The following is an 18,576-nucleotide window of genomic DNA, read 5'->3' on the forward strand; positions in this document are numbered from 1 at the left end:
ATTACCTAATTTTCACATTAAAAGATGAAATTAAGAGCAGAGAATTTAATAAAAACCTACAAAGGACGAAGTGTTGTAAAAGGTATTTCGGTAGAAGTAAACCAAGGGGAAATCGTTGGGCTTTTGGGGCCGAACGGTGCCGGAAAAACTACTTCCTTCTATATGATTGTAGGATTGGTAAAACCAAATTCAGGGAATATTTATCTGGACGATTTGAATATTACCGATTACCCAATGTACAAAAGAGCCCAGCAGGGAATTGGGTACTTGGCACAGGAAGCTTCTGTTTTTAGAAAATTAAGTATCGAAGACAATATTTTGAGCGTATTGCAATTGACAAAACTTACCAAAGAGCAACAACACGCAAAAATGGAAAGTTTAATTGCCGAATTCAGTTTGGAACACATTCGAACAAACCGTGGTGATTTACTCTCCGGAGGGGAACGCCGTCGTACGGAAATTGCCCGTTGTTTGGCTACCGACCCAAAATTCATCTTACTTGACGAACCTTTTGCCGGAGTTGACCCAGTTGCGGTAGAAGATATTCAGAGAATTGTAGCTCAACTGAAAAATAAAAATATCGGAATCTTAATAACGGACCACAACGTACAGGAAACACTTGCTATTACTGACAAAACCTACCTTATGTTTGAAGGAGGAATCCTAAAAGCGGGTGTTCCAGAAGAATTGGTTGAAGACGAAATGGTACGTCGTGTGTATCTTGGTCAAAATTTTGAATTAAGAAAGAAAAAACTGGAGTTTTAAAAAATAATAAGCGGTCAGTTTTATTATCCCAAAAACATTCGCCCATGAGTGTAGAAAAACCAACTCAGGAAGAGTACAACAATTGGCACAAAGATCCTGACAACTGGAAATGGTGTGGCCTTATTTATTACAACAAAGCAGATGATCGTATTTTTGTCCCAAAAAAAGCAGAATGGATGGGAATAACTATCAATTTTGCAAACAAAAATGCAAAATGGGCTATCATTTTGGTAATTTTATTTTTCTCATTGGTTCTACTTTCTGTTCTAAGAAGAAGTTGATTCAATAAAAAGTTTTTGCTGTAAATATCCAGACTTAAAAAATGATTTCTTTTAAAAAAACATCATCGGACTGATTTCCATACTTTAAAATATAACAATGATTAACATTTCATCTTATTTCAATTCATATATTAGGACTTTTATACTTACCTCATTATGATTGCAAAATTGACTGAAAAGAAATCATATCCCTGGATAGTTGTTGGCTTATTGTGGTTTGTGGCGCTGTTGAATTATCTGGATCGTCAGATGCTTTCTACTATGAAGCCCTCGATGATGCTTGATATTCCAGAATTGGCCAAAGCCGAAAACTTCGGACTTCTGATGGCTATTTTCCTTTGGATTTACGCTTTGATGAGTCCTGTTTCGGGTATTATTGCCGACAGGATGAATCGAAAAAACATGATTGTCTGCAGTCTTTTTATCTGGTCGGGAGTTACAATGGCTATGGGTTACGCCACTACTTTTAACCAAATATATGCTTTACGTGCGATTATGGGATTCAGTGAAGCTTTTTATATTCCTGCTGCATTATCATTAATTGCTGATTACCACCAAGGAAGCACGCGTTCTTTTGCCATAGGTATTCATACCACTGGAATTTATCTGGGACAAGCGTTGGGAGGATTTGGAGCAACCATTTCCAAACATTTTTCGTGGCACTTTGCCTTTCACTCCGTAGGTCTGATTGGTATTATCTACAGCATTCTTCTGATTTTTTTTATCAAAGAAAAGAAAGCCTATGTTTTTGACTTTTCTCAAAAATTTAGCATTGGAACAGAATTCAGACAAATGTTCAATGGTTTGGGAATCTTGTTCGGCAACATTTCTTTTTGGGTTTTGCTCTTTTATTTCTCGGCTCCGAGTTTACCGGGATGGGCGGCAAAAAACTGGCTACCAACCTTATTTTCAGAAAAACTGCACATGGACATGGCTCTTGCGGGTCCTATCTCAACAGTTAGCATCGCAATGTCATCATTTGTGGGGGTTTTGGTTGGCGGATTTATTTCGGACAAATGGATAATTCGAAATCTCAAAGGAAGAATCTACACTAGCGCAATAGGTCTTAGTTTGACTATTCCTGCTCTTTTTTTACTGGGCAACTGCAACAGCATCGAAGCGATTATAGCTGGCGGAATGCTCTTTGGGCTTGGATTTGGAATCTTTGATACCAACAATATGCCTATCCTTTGTCAATTTGTCTCGCCTCGTTATCGCGCAACCGGATACGGCATAATGAACTTTGTCGGAATTTCTGCAGGTGCGGTTATTACTGAATTTTTAGGAAAAGCTGCCGACAAAGGTGGAATGGAACAAATATTCGTTCTGCTGATTTTGGTGGTGATAATTGCCATCGTTTTACAACTGGTCTGTTTACGACCAAAAACGATAAACATGACGGAAGAAATAACTAATTCGGAATTAGTCAGCTAAAATTACAAAACCTCAGCAACCTTAATTTCAATTTCTTTGATAATATCAATAACTTTATTCATTTCTTTTTCGTCAAAAGAAGTAAAAGGCTGTGCAATGTTTCCTCTGACAATTCCCAATGCTGACAAAGCGCCTTTTAGACCTTTCAAATAACTCGATCCATACGAACCAACAGTGTAAATCCGGGTACTTATTTCCATTACCAGATTTTGCAATTCTTCAATTCTAGAAAAATCTCGGGCAATCGCAGCATTATAAAGAGCAACATATAATTTTGGAAAAAGATTCGCTCCACCGTTAACGCCCCCATGTCCACCCATCATAACCGTTTGAGCAGTAATTTCCTCTGGCCCAACAAGGAGTGTAAAATTTGTTTTTAGCAAATAACAGAGTGATTGAAAATAAACTGCATTTGCCGAACTGTCTTTCAAACCAATAATATTAGGATGTTCAGCCAAACGAACGACGGTTTTTACATCAATATTTATTTTGGTATGCGAGGGCATATTGTACAAAAAAAGAGGCAAGTTCACCTGATCTGCCAAACTCCAGTAATATTTGAATAATTCTTCTTGCCCCAAACCAAAATAATACGGAGGAGCAGCCACAACCGCCGCAGCTCCAGATTTTTTGGCAATCGCTGCCAAACGAATGCTTTCTTCAATAGAAGTATCTGTAATTCCTACCAAAACCGGCACTCTTCCATTGACTGCTTTACAGGTTTCCAAGATAAGTTTTTCTCTGGTCGAATAACTAAGACTTGTTGATTCCCCTGTTGTTCCAAGAATAAATATTCCGTGAACGCCACCAAGTACTAAATGCTCTACAAGGTGTTTTACCCCATCCAAATCCAAACTGAGATTGTCTGATAATAAAGGAGTCACCATTGGCGGAATAATTCCTGAAAATGCTTTTTTGATTGCCTGTTTTGCCATTGGATTGGTTTTTTTATTAATTCCGAATAACTATCAAAAGATACAAAATAACTTATCCTTCGCTAACCCTTTCGAAAATAATAAATAATTTGGCACACTCAACCTTGCTTTTTGTAAATCAACAATAGTAATAAGCGGAGTATTTGCATTTTCGCAGAAAACTTATTCCACGGTAATATATCCCAGCTGCTGTAGGTCGCCGTTATAAATATTCACATCAACTGTAGAATCAATTCCCGGCACAGTGGCTTTTTCTGTAAATTGCCAAAATAGCCAATCTTCCTGAATTTCTTCCCGATAAAAATTATAATTAGCAATCCAAAAAAGATAATCCCCAAATTCATCTTTCAGGAAATCATCATAGTATTTTTCCCCTGTATAAATAATTGGCCGTACTCCATAATGCTTTTCTACAGCATTCAGCCAACGTTTTAAACCAAGTTTTAACCGTTCGATAGACTGTTCTTTCGGGAGTTTTTCTATATCCAAAACGGGTGGTAAGTCGCCTTTCTTAAGTTTTACCGTTTTTATAAAAAGTTCGGCCTGTTCAAGAGAATTTTCATTGGGTCGGTAATAGTGATACGCACCTCGTATCATTTTATTTTCTTTGGCGCCAAGCCAATTTCTTTCAAATTCATTGTCAACCCTGTCATTCCCTACAGTAGCTCGTATAAAAACATATCGTAAGGGATATTTCTCTTCGATGGTATCTACATAAGACCAACGGATTTTCCCCTGATATTCGGATACATCTATACCGATAACTTTACCTTCATTTTTTTCAAGAACCTGTAAATTACGGGCTTCTGAAAAAAAAGTTTCACTATTCTTAAAATGTGATTTAAAACCTAAATAATTAGCCAAACTGGAACGATAATGATAGGCTACCGACAGAACGATAAGAATGACTATCCCAATAAAAAAGAAGTCAATCCACTTCCCGAAAAAAGCGCTTTTTTTCGTTTTTGGCTTTCGCCTTTGAACCGTTCTCCCATTTTTTCTCATCTAAAAAAACGACTACTTTTTTAGAAATTTATTATTAATTACTGATAACAAAACGTAGAAAATAATAACCAATGGAATGGCTAAGTAATCTAAGAAAATCAGAAACAAAACAGAACTTGCCAGAAAAACAAACTGAAGTACATTGTCCTTAAAATTGAACTTCTTTATTTTTAACGAAAATAATGGAATCTCGGCATTTAAAATATAGGCACTAAACAATGCTATCGCCAATAAAATCCATTTCTCGGTCAAAATTTCCAGAACCATCAATGACTCTCCAGAATAATATTCCTTAACCAAAGGAAGGCTCAATATAAAAAGTGCATTTGCAGGAGTTGGCAATCCTATAAAAGAATCGGTTTGACGCGTATCAATATTGAATTTTGCCAAACGAAAACACGACCCCAAAGTAATAATAAAACCTAGGTAAGGAAAAAACTGAAGCCAACCTTCATTCATATAAACCGAGCTGCTTTGCATCATTTTGAACATCACAAATCCGGGAACTACCCCACTGGTTACCATATCTGCCAAAGAATCCAATTGCAATCCCAATTCACCAGAAACCTTAAACAAACGGGCAAAAAATCCATCAAAAAAATCTAAAAAAATTCCGAGGCAAACAAAAAAGAATGCCATTTCGAATTGATCTTTACTTACAAATACCACAGCAATACAACCACAAAACAGATTAAGTAAAGTAATTGTATTTGGAACGTGTTTCTTGATGTTCATAATATTTTTATTAAATAATAAGTTCGACAAATTTAATACTTTAAGTGAAAGCTAAACTGGTTTTGTTAGGAGTTTTTGATTTCTTGTCTACAAAAGTTAGTATTTCATTAAACCCAAAATCCACATTAGAATTTTATTGATTTATTTTTTACGCAGATTACACAGGTTATCGCAGAATTTTTAGGTCAAAAAAGAGAAAATTCGCGTAATTCGTTTCTAATCTGAGTAAAATATCTCTTTCTTCAAATTTGTGTTAATTTGTGTAATTTGTAGCCATTGTACAATTCGGGTTAAATTGAAGTAGCTACATCATCAAAAAACTTTATTTTTGATAAAAATAAAAACTAATAAAGCTTTCGATAGTATCTTTTGAAAAAAACACAGCTCTATTTATTCCTAATTATTGTGAATGTCATCCATGCTCAGACTGTTCGAAAATATTCGAATGAGTTTATGAATATAGGTGTAGATGCTGCGGCTCTGGGAATGTCAAATGCTGTGGTTGCTTTCACCTCCGATGTTAATGCTTGCTATTGGAACCCGTCGGGATTAACCCATCTAGAAAGTGATCAGGTTTCTTTAATGCACTCTAATTATTTTGCCAATATTGCCAAATATGATTATGTCGCTTATGCCGCTCCAATTGATGACCGCACAGCTTGGGGAATTTCATTGATTCGTTTTGGTGTTGATGATATTTTGAACACTACCGATTTGATTGACAACGAGGGCAATATAGATTACAACCGGATTTCACTTTTCTCAACTGCCGATTATGGTTTTACTTTTTCGTATGCTGTAAAATTGCCCATAGAAGGTTTTCAATACGGTGTAAATGCAAAAATTATTCGAAGAATCATTGGAGATTTTGCGACTTCTTGGGGATTTGGATTTGATTTTGGGTTACAATTTGAACGGAAAGATTGGCAGTTTGGATTAATGCTTCGGGATATTACGACCACTTACAATATTTGGAACATCAACGAAGAACAATATCAGAAAATAGCAGATGCTATTCCCGGACAAAATCAAGAAATGCCCGAAAGTACCGAAATTACACTTCCAAAGGCCCAACTGGGAGTAGCTAGAAAATTTACTTTTCACGAAGATTACAGTCTTTTGGCTTCCGCCAATATGAACATGCAGTTTACGCAGACAAATGATATAATCTCAAGCAGTTTTTTGAGTATTGATCCGGCTATTGGATTGGAATTTGGCTATACCAACATTGCTTTTCTGAGAGCGGGAGTTGGTAATTTCCAGCAGGTAACACAATTGGACAATGGAGAAAAGACAGGTTTTCAGCCCAACATTGGCCTTGGTTTCAAATACAAAGGAATTGCGATTGATTATGCGCTGACTTCTTTGGGCAACCAAAGCACCGCTATGTATTCCAATGTATTTTCTTTAAAAATTGATTTATCCCTTTTTAGAAGTTAACTTTGAATTTTGAAAAAAATATAACTATGAAATCATCCTTATTCAAAAAAATATCCATCTGCACTCTTTTATTGGGATTCATTTGCAACTCTTACTGTCAAGAGATTGTATTGTCAAAAAATGCTCACATCAGTGTACTTACCTGCGGTCTAGGGAATGAAGTTTATTCTTTATTTGGACACACCGCGATAAGGGTTGCTGACATGGACAACAATCTGGATGTAGTCTATAACTATGGTGCATTTGACTTTGGTACACCAAACTTTGTATTGAAGTTTACAAAGGGCGATATGAATTATTTCATAGCAAATGATCGGTATGTCGATTTCCTGAATCAGTACAATTATGAAAGAAGGGATGTTTACGAGCAGGAATTAGATATTCCGCTGGAATTCAAACAAAAACTATATGACAATCTTTCAAAATCAATGCTATCAGATGAACGTCTTTATCAATACAAATTCATTGATAACAATTGTACATCCAAAGTGGTCGATATAATCAACAAAACATTAAATGCAGAAGTAATCACCAAAAAAATAGATACCGACAAAAGCTACAGATCTATTTTATTTCCTTATTTTGACAATCATTTTTATGAAAAACTGGGGACAAGTATCGTTTTTGGCACCAAAGTAGATCAAATGGGAACTAAAATATTTTTGCCTTTTGAACTGCAAAAAAGCCTAAAACTCATTCAATATCAAAACCATCCAATTTGCAAGGAAAACAAAACAATTTTGAATTTTGAAGAAGAAACCCCTGTTTCATGGTGGAATAACAGTCTTACCTATCTCTTTCTTTTAGGATTCATAACATTGGCAAACAAGAAAGCAATAGACTATATTTATCTGTTGACTATGGGGCTATTGGGGATTTTATTTGTCTTTTTGGGATTTTATTCCTTGCATCAGGAATTGGCTTATAACTACAACATACTGTTATTCAACCCTATCTTTTTGGGTGTAGTATATTTTTGGAGTACCAAAAACTCAAAATGGACTTACAAACTTGCTTTTGCTGGCATAGTGATGACAATTATGTATTTCTGTTTTATGATTACAAAAATTCATCTGCTCATTGTTTCTCCAATAATCATAACCAATTTGTTTGTTTTGATACGCTTAGTCATGAGAAACAAAAAACCAATTCCGATTATTATTTAATTTGATAATGAGATAATGTGGCAATGAGATAATGAGATAATGTGATAATGCGATAATTAGCAAATTAACAGTTATAATTTACTAATTATCACATTCGCTAATTATCAAATTTACTGTCCTCTGTAAAACAACACCGTTGAAACAGTCTTGAAAGCAATACTCAAATCTAGGTAAATGCTTCGGTGTTTGATATAATACAAATCGTATTGCAGTTTTATCAGACTGTCCTCGAGTTTTTCACCATAGGAATAATTGACTTGAGCCCAACCGGTAAGTCCCGGCTTGATAATATGACGAGTTTCATAAAACGGCATCATTTGGGCAATTTCATTAACAAACTCAGGTCGCTCCGGTCTTGGTCCAATCACGGCCATATCTCCCTTCAAGATATTAATAAACTGAGGGAACTCGTCAATTCTTGTTTTCCTCAAAAATTTTCCAAACTTTGTTACCCTGACATCATTTGATTTTGCAAAAACAGCTCCGGAATTCTCTGCATTTTCAATCATTGTACGGAATTTTATAATCTTAAAAACAACTCCGTCTTTTCCCATTCTTTCCTGAGTATAAAACAATCCTCCTTTGTTCCAGAAAACATTTCCAATGAAAATTATCGGAAGTAAAACCAGACCAATACTCAAACCGGTTAATGACAAAACAACTTCGGTAAGCCTGACAATAGACAAGTACAATTTGTTTTGATTGCTTCGGCTAAAAGGGAAAAAACGGTAAAAATCCCGGGAAATATACTGAACCGGAATCCGTTGGGTTTTACTCTCATATACATGAGTATATTCCCTGATACTCTTCCCAGACTCCAGCAAAATAAGCAATTGATGGTACAAATCGGCGGTAATCCCTTCTGTTTTTTGGGAGGCAACCACTATCTCAAAAATCCCGTTTTTTTTCACAAATGAAGTCAGATCTTCACTTTTTATCGATTCTAAAGAATGATGCTCCAAGGTTGAAATTGATTCCTCATCCGAATTTACATAACCAATTACTTTATAATGTGGATCAACGTTTTCTAACCCAAAAACAAGTTCTTTTACCTGTCCTCCTTCACATATTAAAACCACTTTTTGAGCAAATCTGTTTGATGCCAAAAATTTGACATAAATCATTCTCCAGGAATACAATGCTATAAAAAAGACAATATAAAAAATCAGTAATTGCAAACGATTTTTTGGCAATTGAGGAGAAAAAACAGGTGTCAACAAATAAAACAATACCGTGGAAGAAGTGGTTAAAACAGAACTCCGCAACACCTGAAAATGATTACTAGCCACTTGAAGGTTATACATTTCAAAAATAAGACCGAATACATTTATGTAAATAGCCAAAACAATTGTCCAATAATAATTTGTAACCGAAAATTGAAAATAATCAAAATTGAAAATAAAACCGATTAAATACAATCCAAACAAAACAAAAATCACATCAAAAATCCGTAAAAGTAATTTACGTTCAGATATTTCGAAGTGTATTTTTTTATTATTCCCCATTATTTTCAAAAATTGGATTGTGTCGCAAGTTACTTATTCTACCTCTTGAATTAAGCAATTGGTTCATTTTTTTGGTGTACACCTTTTGGTTATTTCAACAGAGTCAACCATTGAACTTTAACCAACTGCCAATCAAATTGTTCTGCTTTTCGTCTTGCATTAGTTGTAATTGAACTAAACAAATCTGAATCACCAATTAATCTGTCAATTGCATCGATCATCCTATTAACATCACCATCAGGAACCAACAAAGCATCTTTTTGATTTTCGAGTAAAAAAGGAATACCGCCCACATTGGTGGAAACAATTGCCAATCCCAAAGTCATGGCTTCAATCACGCTGACGGGCATATTGTCAAAATGGGTCGTATTTATAAAAATATCATATTCCTTAGATTTATTTATCCAATCATTTTTTGATAATTTCCCAGTAAAAAGGATATCCAGTTTAAGTTCTTTGGCTCTTTGTCTGACTTCCGATAAACTCCCATCTTTTTCGGGTCCCACCATACAAAGTGTTGCTTCGGGATATTTCTTTTTTATGGAGGCAAATACTTCAACCGCCATCATAGGGTTATAAATTTTCGCAAAAGAACGCACCCACAACAGATTCGGTTTTGCTTTTTTTCGTTCCAAAAAAGGATAATTTTCCAGTTCTATCGAATTAGGAATATACATAACATTTTCGTACCCTGCATCTTTGAATTTCTGCATTAAAAAAAATGACGGAGCCACATTCTGAAAAGAATGCTTAAAAATCATTCTGCAAATCTTCGGGTTATTTTTCAAGCGAGAAGCCAAATTCCCTCCATGCAAAATAGGAATATATTTTAGATTCAAACAACGACATAATTGAGAAACAGCAAATGCATACCAAAAATTGGTCGTGCTATAGACGTCAATCAAAACACAATCTGCTTTTCTGGATTGAAATACACTCCACAGCATATCGATAACGCGTAATAGTTTATTTCCATGTGAAGAACTATATGATACCCTAAAAGCTTCCAGTTCCAAAAGTGGTCCAAGAATCTCAATTGTAGTTGGTGTAACACCATGTTTGGATAACTTATTCCCTATGTAGAGCAGGTTTTTCATGTGTATAAACTTTTAACAATGAAAGAGCATAAACAAAGGCAGGAGCTGCAAGACGCATGGCGGCATGATTAATCGTCAAGAGCCAAAACACCAAAAAAGAAAGCGCCAATATATTTTGTCGATTATTTACCCACAAAAACAGTGGGGTAAAAAATAAAATCAGTAAATCAATCAAGCCTAAGCTACCGTGCTCTGCCAGCATTCTTGTGATTTCATTGTGTGATGCTACCTCTGTTCCGGTAATTTCGGCTCTTTTATATTTACCCATTCCCGTACCAACTCCAAAAATAATATTATCAATAAAAATTTCTAATTCTTGATTCATAATTTCCTCTCTACCTCCCAGACGATCCTTCTTTTCTCTTCCCATGGCATCTTGATTAGCATATCTTTTATTAATTAATCCGCTAGTCTGAAAGGAACTATATCCCCAAACTCCCAATCCTGTAATAAAAGAAATCAAAATTATTAATCCTATTTTTGATTTTATTTGACCATTTGCTCGAAAATAAATTACACCCAAAAGAATAATAATCATCATTATGGCAGTTATCATTCCACCTCTAGAAAAAGTCACAAGCCCTCTAAAAGCAAAAAACACCACAAGTCCGGCATTTACAATTTGCAACAACAGGCTTTTAGAATTAAACATAAACTGAACAAAAAAGACAAAAACCCCCAATCCCAAAATTGTAGACACTTGATTAGGACCGAACCCTCCTGATGTTTCAAAATTTGACTGTGTTCCAGTAATTACATCACGAACATTGGGAGTATATAAATACAAATAAGCCGCCAATGCCATTAAGGGTAAACAAAAAGCAGTAATCACCCCCAGTACCCTATTGAAACTTATTTTTCTTTGAAAACAATAGATAGCACTAATCCCCAAACAAACGGGTCCAGATATATTAAAAGAAATTATTTTCTTCACATCTACATTCAATTCAGGAGTAAGAGATGCTAAAATGATTCCCGGAATCAATAACAATAAGAAAATCCAATACAAAATTCCATTTTTAGAAAATCCTGAATAAACCATTCCTAAAAGCATAAAAATAAGAATGGAATATTTACCAAACTCATTTATAAGCATTCCGTCCGTCATTCTCAAAAGCACCTCAAAACTTACAACATAGGCAGATATTACTAATGCTTCATTGTTTTTATTTTTATTTTCGATAATATAATAAATACCGAAAACAAAAATTGTTAAAGTAAATAGTTTTGATAGAAAAGGCATTGCAAATATCAACACCCCTAGAAAAGCATGGAAGAGTAGTAAATAAATATAAGCGGCTTCTTCTTTTTTCATTATAGTTGAGTTACCCAATTTAAATATTTTTTTATAACGCTCTCCCCTGCATAATCACCCTGAACAGTCTCAAAAAGAGTTTCTCCAAATGTAAAACGTAAAACTTCATTTTCAATTAAATCGACTAAAGACTGATGAAAATTTTCAACGTTATTAGAATCCACAACAAAACCGTTCTGTCCGTGTCTGACAATCATAGGCATTTCACCAACACTGGTAACAACTACCGCTTTTTTATACAATCCATATTCCAAAAGAGCGACTGGCAATCCTTCAGATTCTGAAGTCAAGACAGCAATTGATGATTGTTCAAGTATATTCTTCACATCTTGCCTTGAACCATAAAGAAACACATTATTTTCCAAACCATAATCTGTTATCCATTTTTTGATTTGTCTCGAATAGCTGTCGTCAAAGTCTTTACCAACTAAATGAAAAGTCCAATCTGAATAGCTTTTTTTAAGTTTTCGAGCTACTTCCAATAATAAAGAATGATTTTTTTGTGGCCTTAAATTAGCCAAAGAAACAATTCGTTTTCCTTCTTTCCCTTTGAGAATCGTGTGTTCATCAACACCCTCCTCTGTTATTGCAAAATTGGGCAAATAAAGAACATTCTTAATTTTTAATTCTTCTTCAGACCATTTTTTCAGCTTTTGATTTACTACTATTGTCCCTTTAAAAAAAGGAAGAATCATTCTTAAAACAAATCTGGGTCTTCTCGACAAAAACTCACTGCTCCCGTAATGATCATGCCAAATCGTTTTTACGGAAGGATGTAACATTTTTAACAAAAAAGCCAAGAAAAATGAAGTACTATGTGCATGTATGTGTGTAACTTTATTTTTCAAGACAAAAGACCTTAATCTAAAAAGTGCACCTAAATCAAGCTGCTTTTTTTTGTTCAAAAACAAATAAGGAACCTTAGGATCTATTTGAGTCAATAGTGGTCCTTCTTTTCTTGTAGCCACCAATCCTGAAAATTCAATTTCAGACACCAATGCATTAGCATAATTAATAGCCATTCGCTCTGAACCACCAGCTTCGAGAGAATCTATAATCTGAAGGATCCTCATTTTATCAGGAGCTTTTTAATTTCTTCTTCGAAAACATCTGTAGTATATTTTTGAGACCACTCAATCGACAATTTACTTTTAGCAAGAAAAGTATTTTTATCACAAAGTATTTTTTCGATGTTCTCTATATCTTTTTTTAAATCCATATCAAGTATAATACCCCTATTTCCGTAATCTAACATGAAAGGAACACAGGAAACTTTTGTAACAAGTGGAACACATCCCCAAAACATACCTTCGGCAATTGCTTTTGGCCAACCTTCACTTTTGGAAGGCAAAATCACAAAATGACTATTTTTATAGGCCTTTTTGACAATTTCTTGATTTTGATTTCCATGCAAAATTACATTATTCCCAATCTGGTTATCCTTAATATAATTTTCTATTTTTTTTCTTTCAGGTCCTTCTCCATATAAATTCAGAATTACATTATTTCCTTTTTTGGCTAATTCTTCTATTAGTTTTACAGCATAAAGCGGATTTTTTCCTAAAACTAAACTTCCAACAAATAAAAATTCTATTGAAGAATATAAACTGTTTTTCTGAATTATCTCTTTTTCTGATTCTGAATAAGAAGAAGTAAAAAATGGTTTTATATTTTTAGACTGATTGGGCCATTCTCCATATACCAAAACCTGCATATTTCGAGTCAAAAACGTATTGTTCAAAATCCATTTTTGCAAACGATATGTCCATGGCTGTTTGCTCTTCGGATCCCAATTTCCAGCGTATTTAGCTGTTTTTATTTTGAACGGAAACAATACCTGAATAAAACTCCCTATTAATCCCATATTTCCAGGGCATCTTAAATGGATATGGTCTGCACTTTTCATTGCACAAAAAATCTCCCAGGAGATTAATGGTAGTTTGAAGAATGATTCCATATTGTTTCTAAAGCTTGTAAAACTAAAATTGGGTACTTCGCAAAAATTAATCTTCTCATAAAAATAAGAACTATCAATTTCTGTTAGTCGATCTTTTTCTAAAGGAGCGACTATAATTACTTCATCAACATATTTCAACCAAATATTCATTTCTCGCACATATGGAGCATAACCAAAATATTGATTATCTTTTTGAATATGATTGACATGCGTAATAATTGCAATCCTCATTAAACTAAATCTTTACTATTTTCATTTAACACAATTAATTCACTGCTCCCATTTTCGCAAAAAACATAATTTTAATAATACATTTTATAATATTCGATTACATTTTTTGACATTTGCAACTTTTCGCCTTCAGAAAATGAAAGTGCTCTATCTATTATTGATTTAATATCTGTCTCATTCTGATAAACTAGACAATTAACATTATCTTTCAATGAAGGATTTAGCCAATTTGAGTAATTTAAAATTGGAATTACCCCTATCGACATAGCCTCCAAAGTATTGTGACACATAGGCATTGTCATACCTGGTACACAAAAAATAAAATCTGCAGCGGATAAATAACTGCGCCATTTTTCTATTGGAATAGCTCCTGTCTGCCATTTCATTAAAACCAACTTATCCTTAAAACGACCCGTGTACAAATCTCGAACCAATTCATCTCCTGAAATTGAAAATACTTTTTTATGCTTTAGAATTTCAGTATAAATTTCCCATCTATTAAGTAGCCTAAAATTATCAGGGATAACTCTTGTGTTATATATCTTTTCTTCAAAATTTCCACTAATCAAAATCCCAATATTTTTTTTAAGAAGATCAAAATATGGATTTAAATAATTACTTGGATGCATAATATAAGGCAAAGCATTTTTGTCATAATCATCAGAAGAGTATATTTTTCTGTAATTATAATTCACTCTATAATCAGCATTTTTATGATGACTGAAAACTTTTAATTTCTTTATTCCTGAAAAAGGCTTTTCAAAATAGATATAATCGAGTTCATTAAACCATTTGGCTAAAAATATCATCCTCAATAAAGAAAATTTCATAACTATTGGTTCCTTATAAACATCACGTATTCTAAAAAAAAGATTGAGATAAGTTCTGACTTTAGTACGATGACTTAAATTGATATAAATTACGGGTTGAATATCACTATAAAACCGAACATGTGAATAATGCAGCCTAAACTCGTTAATCTTTTTCTGAATTTTCTTTTTTATAACGAACATTACTGTTGTTTTGGTCTGTTAAATATTAAACTCCACCACCCAATTGTTCTTCCAATTGCTTCTGAAAAAGCTGTTTTTCCATCTTTAGCAGTGATTACGTTACTGAATCTAATTACGGTAAGCAAAATAGTTATTGCATTCCATTTCAAACGGTCATTCATTTTGGGTTTTGGATTTTTTACTCTCCATACATACCAACCATTTCTCACTACCATTTTCCCATATTTATAATGATTTGGTCTTCCTGTAGCCTCATGATAATGGCTCAATTTTGCATTAGTATTCAGATACAGCTTTCCTGTTCTGGCTACCCGCAAACAAAAATCTGCATCTTCATACAAACCATAACCTTCGAAATAAGTTGAAAACGAAAACTTTTCAAAAACTGATTTCCTGAAAGACGAAACGCCTCCCATTAATTGTTCGACCTGATATACTTTATTTGATGGAGGCAAAAAACCAACACTTCTTCCATGAGAAAAAAGAGGAGAAAAACCAGGCGGTCTGTCACTGTCCATATTAATTTTTTTTCTTAACACAAAACGACTTCCGTCTTTTCTTTTCCAGCCATCAAAATAAAATTCATTTATTTTAGGCTGATAATTGATTCCGACATGTTCCCATTTTGTTTCATTCCAAATATATCCTCCAGCACCTAAAGCATCTGGATATATTTTGTATGTCTTAAATAATTCTTCAAAATAATCTTTCTCTAAAACAGTATCATCATCTAAAAAACAAACTACTTCTATATCTAATCCAACCTTAGAGATCCCGAAATTACGCTGTCTGGTCAAACCCCGATCTTCTTTTTCAACAAGAAAATAATTTAGATTTCGAAAGGAATTATCGCTTAAAATCTGCTCTGTTTTCGTATTTACAGAACCATCAATAATCAGAATTTCATCTGGATATAATGATTGCTCCTGAACCGACTGCAACAATTGAAGCAATGGTTTTGGGCGCATGTAGGTGCAAATAATTAAAGAAAATTTCATTTTTTATTTTTTAATTCGTTTGCCCAGTATAAACTTTGCTTCCACTGTTTCTGAAAATTATTGAAATATCGAATAGGATTTTTAATATTTTGAGCACGGTAAAATTTAAAAAATAAAATAGTTTTATAACCTTTAATTTGTTCAGCCGTCAAATGTAATTGCTTATACAACATAACTGTAGCCGAAGGTTTTGGCTGTATTTTATCCTGATGCCAAAGTAATTCCGGCTTAGTTCTAAAACCTCCTATCGGAGCTTTAAGATGAAGTATTTCAGGTGTTGGAATATAAATAATGTCAACTCCTTTTTTTCGTAATTGCATTCCAAAATCTCCATCTTCTCCATAACCAAATTCAAAAGCAATATCATACCTTAATTCCTCCATTTCTTTGGTATTTACGATGCTGCATCCTGAACCAAACGAGGACCATTGTGTGGCTATTTTCATTTTATTATCTTCCTTATAGTTGGATTCATAACAACCAAATGTAATTGCAAATACTCCAAAAACGTCAAAAATTTCTAAACCTTTTTCAATAAAATCAGTATCAATCCGAATATCATCATCTGCCATAAAAATCCATTCACTTTCAACCTGATTCAAAGCCAAATTTCTCGCATTGCATGCCCCAGCCTGATTCGTAAAAGTATTTTTTATTACAAAAGGCCAAATTTCATTTTGCAAATAATCTAATTCTGAAACACTATTTTCCTGTGGATTTTGTTCGACAATAATCACGTTTACTGGCAAATGTGTTTGATTTGATAAATCTTTCAACACATCATACAAATATTTTTTTCTTCCAATAGTCGGAATTATAACATCAATTGTAGCATTTTGTACCACCGATTTACTAGATTGAATTTGAATGTTGCTAAAAGAAATCTGTGATGTATTTCTATTTTTAAAAAATAGCGAATATATAAAAGCTAAAAAAGGCAATCGAAACTCATAAACCATCATATTGAGCAACAATAAGATAGTCCAACGTGTTTTATAATGCTGTTTTACAAATTTAAAAAGAGCAAATGCCGAAGAATTTGGCATCGGAGTTTCAATTGAATTCTGAACTAACAATTTAGGTTCTGAATAGCAAAATAATCCTAATGGCATACCAACTTTGGCAACAGAATTGAGATAGTAATCAAAATCAGAATCTAACTTGATTTTACCCTTAAAAGATAGTAAAGCAGAAGCATGAATAACACCTGCCAAACTACTCATTTGCCAAGTTGGGTAAGTAACTTTTTTATTTACATTAATAAATGGAGATTCCTCAACATAACCAATTCTATTTCCTAAATAATTATTGGGATTTGGATTGTAAGAAAACATCATTTTATCATGATGCATCAATTCAGGAATTGAAGTTAAATTAATTTGATCATGATAGCTTTCGTGGCACCAAACCAATTTTGATTCCGGAAACTGAATTGCCAATTGCATTAATTCAGCCGCAATGGACTTCTTTTCATCAAAGTGAATTGATTGAATATCTGCAGATTCTACTCTGGTGATAACACTATTTTTATGATAGATTACAATCAAAATTTATTAATTATGGATTTATAAAAAACTATATTTTGCTCTACTGTTTTTTCAATATCAAAAAAAGTTTCGATTCTTGTTCTTGCGGCTTTCCCAATAGTTTTGCATAAATCTTCATTCTTTAATAATGTTACTATTTTATCAGCAAAGACTTCATGATTTTTGGAATCAACTAAATAGCCACTTTCGCCATCAACAATCAATTCCTGAGACCAACCTATATTACTATTTACAACTGGTTTTTGCAAAGCCATTGCTTCTATTGTTACCATTCCTAAGGTTTCTGCAAAAGTTGGAAAGACACAAATATGTGCTTTTTTAATATATTCCTGAATTTCCTGATAGGGGATTTTCCCTAAATAAGAAATATTTTTCAAATCTTCTTTAAGACATTTTTCTTGCACTAATTCCCACGTCGATCGCGATTTTGTTTGAATATCATATGAATCGTTTCCAATTAGAACCAACTGTGCATTTGGATATTGCTCTCTTACCATCTTAAAAATATCAGGCAATTCCAGCACCCCCTTTTTTCTAATAATTGTACCCATGTATAAAATCAATCCTCGTTCATAATTTGAAGGATTGACATTCACAAATTGTTTTAAGTCTAATCCGTGGTGGATTGTTTCTATCTTTTTATTTTTAATACTAAAAAGTTTTTTTGACAATTCTCCTGCAAAATGAGTTGGTGCAATAAAAGCCTCAGCTTTGTTAAATGCCAATTTCTCAAACCAAAAATTCTTGATTTTTTGACTTCTCTTCTCCAAATGACAGAAATAAGTATCACTTCCGTGAAAACGAATTACTAATGGCGCTTTCAAATTCATAAAAGCTGTTATTCCTGTCCAATCCGGAGCCTCAACCAAATCAATTCCGTCTTCCAAAATGCACTTATTGAGATAGTTTTGTATATGCTTGCGATGCCAAAACCAACCTAAAACTTTATATTTTTGAGATTTTATCAAATGGATTTTTACAGTATCTTCTAAAAAAACAACATCTTCTTCTTGCCCATAAACAAAGATTGAAACCGTAACTCCTTCGTTAACCAAAGCCTTAACCAAGTTTTTAATACTTGTGCCAATTCCTGCCGAATGCTGGACACGATTATGAGGATATTCTGGAGTTAAGAAAGCTACTTTCAACATA

Annotated in this window: 17 protein-coding genes; 5 read left to right on the forward strand and 12 right to left on the reverse strand. The window is 33.6% G+C overall.

Annotated elements, in window-relative coordinates:
- Positions 1–24: 24 nt before the first annotated feature.
- From lptB to EM308_RS00495, 3 genes are all read left to right on the forward strand, one after another.
- Positions 25–765 (forward strand): LPS export ABC transporter ATP-binding protein, encoded by a 741-nt coding sequence (gene lptB, locus EM308_RS00485; protein WP_035638221.1) that lies wholly within the window; start codon positions 25–27, stop codon positions 763–765.
- Between the two features lie 44 nt (positions 766–809).
- Positions 810–1,046, forward strand: a complete 237-nt coding sequence (locus EM308_RS00490) for a DUF5808 domain-containing protein (RefSeq protein WP_035638224.1) — start codon at positions 810–812, stop codon at positions 1,044–1,046.
- A 156-nt stretch (positions 1,047–1,202) separates the two neighbouring features.
- A complete protein-coding gene (locus EM308_RS00495; protein WP_035638226.1) occupies positions 1,203–2,480 on the forward strand; it encodes an MFS transporter in 1,278 nt (425 codons plus the stop codon).
- Positions 2,481–2,482: 2 nt separating this feature from the next.
- On the opposite strand, the gene EM308_RS00500 is transcribed toward EM308_RS00495, so the two are convergent.
- The 3 genes from EM308_RS00500 to EM308_RS00510 form a co-directional block, all read right to left on the reverse strand.
- Positions 2,483–3,415 (reverse strand): dihydrodipicolinate synthase family protein, encoded by a 933-nt coding sequence (locus EM308_RS00500; protein ID WP_035638229.1) that lies wholly within the window; start codon positions 3,413–3,415, stop codon positions 2,483–2,485.
- 162 nt (positions 3,416–3,577) lie between these two features.
- Complete coding sequence (locus EM308_RS00505; RefSeq protein ID WP_035638232.1) at positions 3,578–4,420, reverse strand: glycoside hydrolase family 25 protein; 843 nt, start codon at positions 4,418–4,420, stop codon at positions 3,578–3,580.
- Positions 4,421–4,432: 12 nt separating this feature from the next.
- Positions 4,433–5,155, reverse strand: coding sequence for a CDP-alcohol phosphatidyltransferase family protein (locus EM308_RS00510; RefSeq protein WP_035638235.1), 723 nt, complete (start codon positions 5,153–5,155; stop codon positions 4,433–4,435).
- 369 nt (positions 5,156–5,524) lie between these two features.
- On the opposite strand from EM308_RS00510, the gene EM308_RS00515 reads away from it, so the two are divergent.
- Both EM308_RS00515 and EM308_RS00520 read left to right on the forward strand, forming a co-directional pair.
- The gene (locus EM308_RS00515; protein WP_449403925.1) at positions 5,525–6,595 is read left to right on the forward strand and encodes a putative type IX sorting system protein PorV2; all 1,071 of its coding nucleotides are present in this window, start codon (positions 5,525–5,527) and stop codon (positions 6,593–6,595) included.
- A gap of 26 nt (positions 6,596–6,621) precedes the next feature.
- Entirely contained in the window at positions 6,622–7,761 is a 1,140-nt protein-coding gene (locus EM308_RS00520) for a lipoprotein N-acyltransferase Lnb domain-containing protein (protein WP_051877822.1), read from the forward strand.
- A gap of 110 nt (positions 7,762–7,871) precedes the next feature.
- Here EM308_RS00520 and EM308_RS00525 read toward each other — a convergent pair whose 3' ends face one another.
- From EM308_RS00525 to EM308_RS00565, 9 genes are all read right to left on the reverse strand, one after another.
- The gene (locus tag EM308_RS00525) at positions 7,872–9,266 is read right to left on the reverse strand and encodes an exopolysaccharide biosynthesis polyprenyl glycosylphosphotransferase (RefSeq protein WP_035638240.1); all 1,395 of its coding nucleotides are present in this window, start codon (positions 9,264–9,266) and stop codon (positions 7,872–7,874) included.
- A gap of 89 nt (positions 9,267–9,355) precedes the next feature.
- On the reverse strand, positions 9,356–10,363 hold the full coding sequence (locus EM308_RS00530) for a glycosyltransferase family 4 protein (protein ID WP_035638245.1): 1,008 nt from the start codon (positions 10,361–10,363) through the stop codon (positions 9,356–9,358).
- Positions 10,335–11,678 (reverse strand): O-antigen ligase family protein, encoded by a 1,344-nt coding sequence (locus tag EM308_RS00535; RefSeq protein ID WP_035638248.1) that lies wholly within the window; start codon positions 11,676–11,678, stop codon positions 10,335–10,337. The genes EM308_RS00530 and EM308_RS00535 overlap by 29 nt, the downstream gene beginning before the upstream one ends.
- Positions 11,678–12,751, reverse strand: coding sequence for a glycosyltransferase (locus tag EM308_RS00540; RefSeq protein WP_035638250.1), 1,074 nt, complete (start codon positions 12,749–12,751; stop codon positions 11,678–11,680). The genes EM308_RS00535 and EM308_RS00540 overlap by 1 nt, the downstream gene beginning before the upstream one ends.
- Positions 12,748–13,866, reverse strand: coding sequence for a glycosyltransferase family 4 protein (locus EM308_RS00545; RefSeq protein ID WP_035638252.1), 1,119 nt, complete (start codon positions 13,864–13,866; stop codon positions 12,748–12,750). The genes EM308_RS00540 and EM308_RS00545 overlap by 4 nt, the downstream gene beginning before the upstream one ends.
- Before the next feature lie 71 nt (positions 13,867–13,937).
- Complete coding sequence (locus tag EM308_RS00550) at positions 13,938–14,696, reverse strand: glycosyltransferase (protein WP_231560023.1); 759 nt, start codon at positions 14,694–14,696, stop codon at positions 13,938–13,940.
- Between the two features lie 182 nt (positions 14,697–14,878).
- The gene (locus EM308_RS00555; RefSeq protein ID WP_035638253.1) at positions 14,879–15,877 is read right to left on the reverse strand and encodes a glycosyltransferase family 2 protein; all 999 of its coding nucleotides are present in this window, start codon (positions 15,875–15,877) and stop codon (positions 14,879–14,881) included.
- A complete protein-coding gene (locus EM308_RS00560) occupies positions 15,874–17,424 on the reverse strand; it encodes a glycosyltransferase family 2 protein (RefSeq protein WP_035638255.1) in 1,551 nt (516 codons plus the stop codon). The genes EM308_RS00555 and EM308_RS00560 overlap by 4 nt, the downstream gene beginning before the upstream one ends.
- On the reverse strand, positions 17,421–18,575 hold the full coding sequence (locus EM308_RS00565; RefSeq protein ID WP_316930228.1) for a glycosyltransferase family 4 protein: 1,155 nt from the start codon (positions 18,573–18,575) through the stop codon (positions 17,421–17,423). The genes EM308_RS00560 and EM308_RS00565 overlap by 4 nt, the downstream gene beginning before the upstream one ends.
- Position 18,576 lies beyond the last annotated feature (1 nt).

It is taken from the genome of Flavobacterium gilvum (genome assembly GCF_001761465.1).
GTDB lineage: Bacteria > Bacteroidota > Bacteroidia > Flavobacteriales > Flavobacteriaceae > Flavobacterium > Flavobacterium gilvum.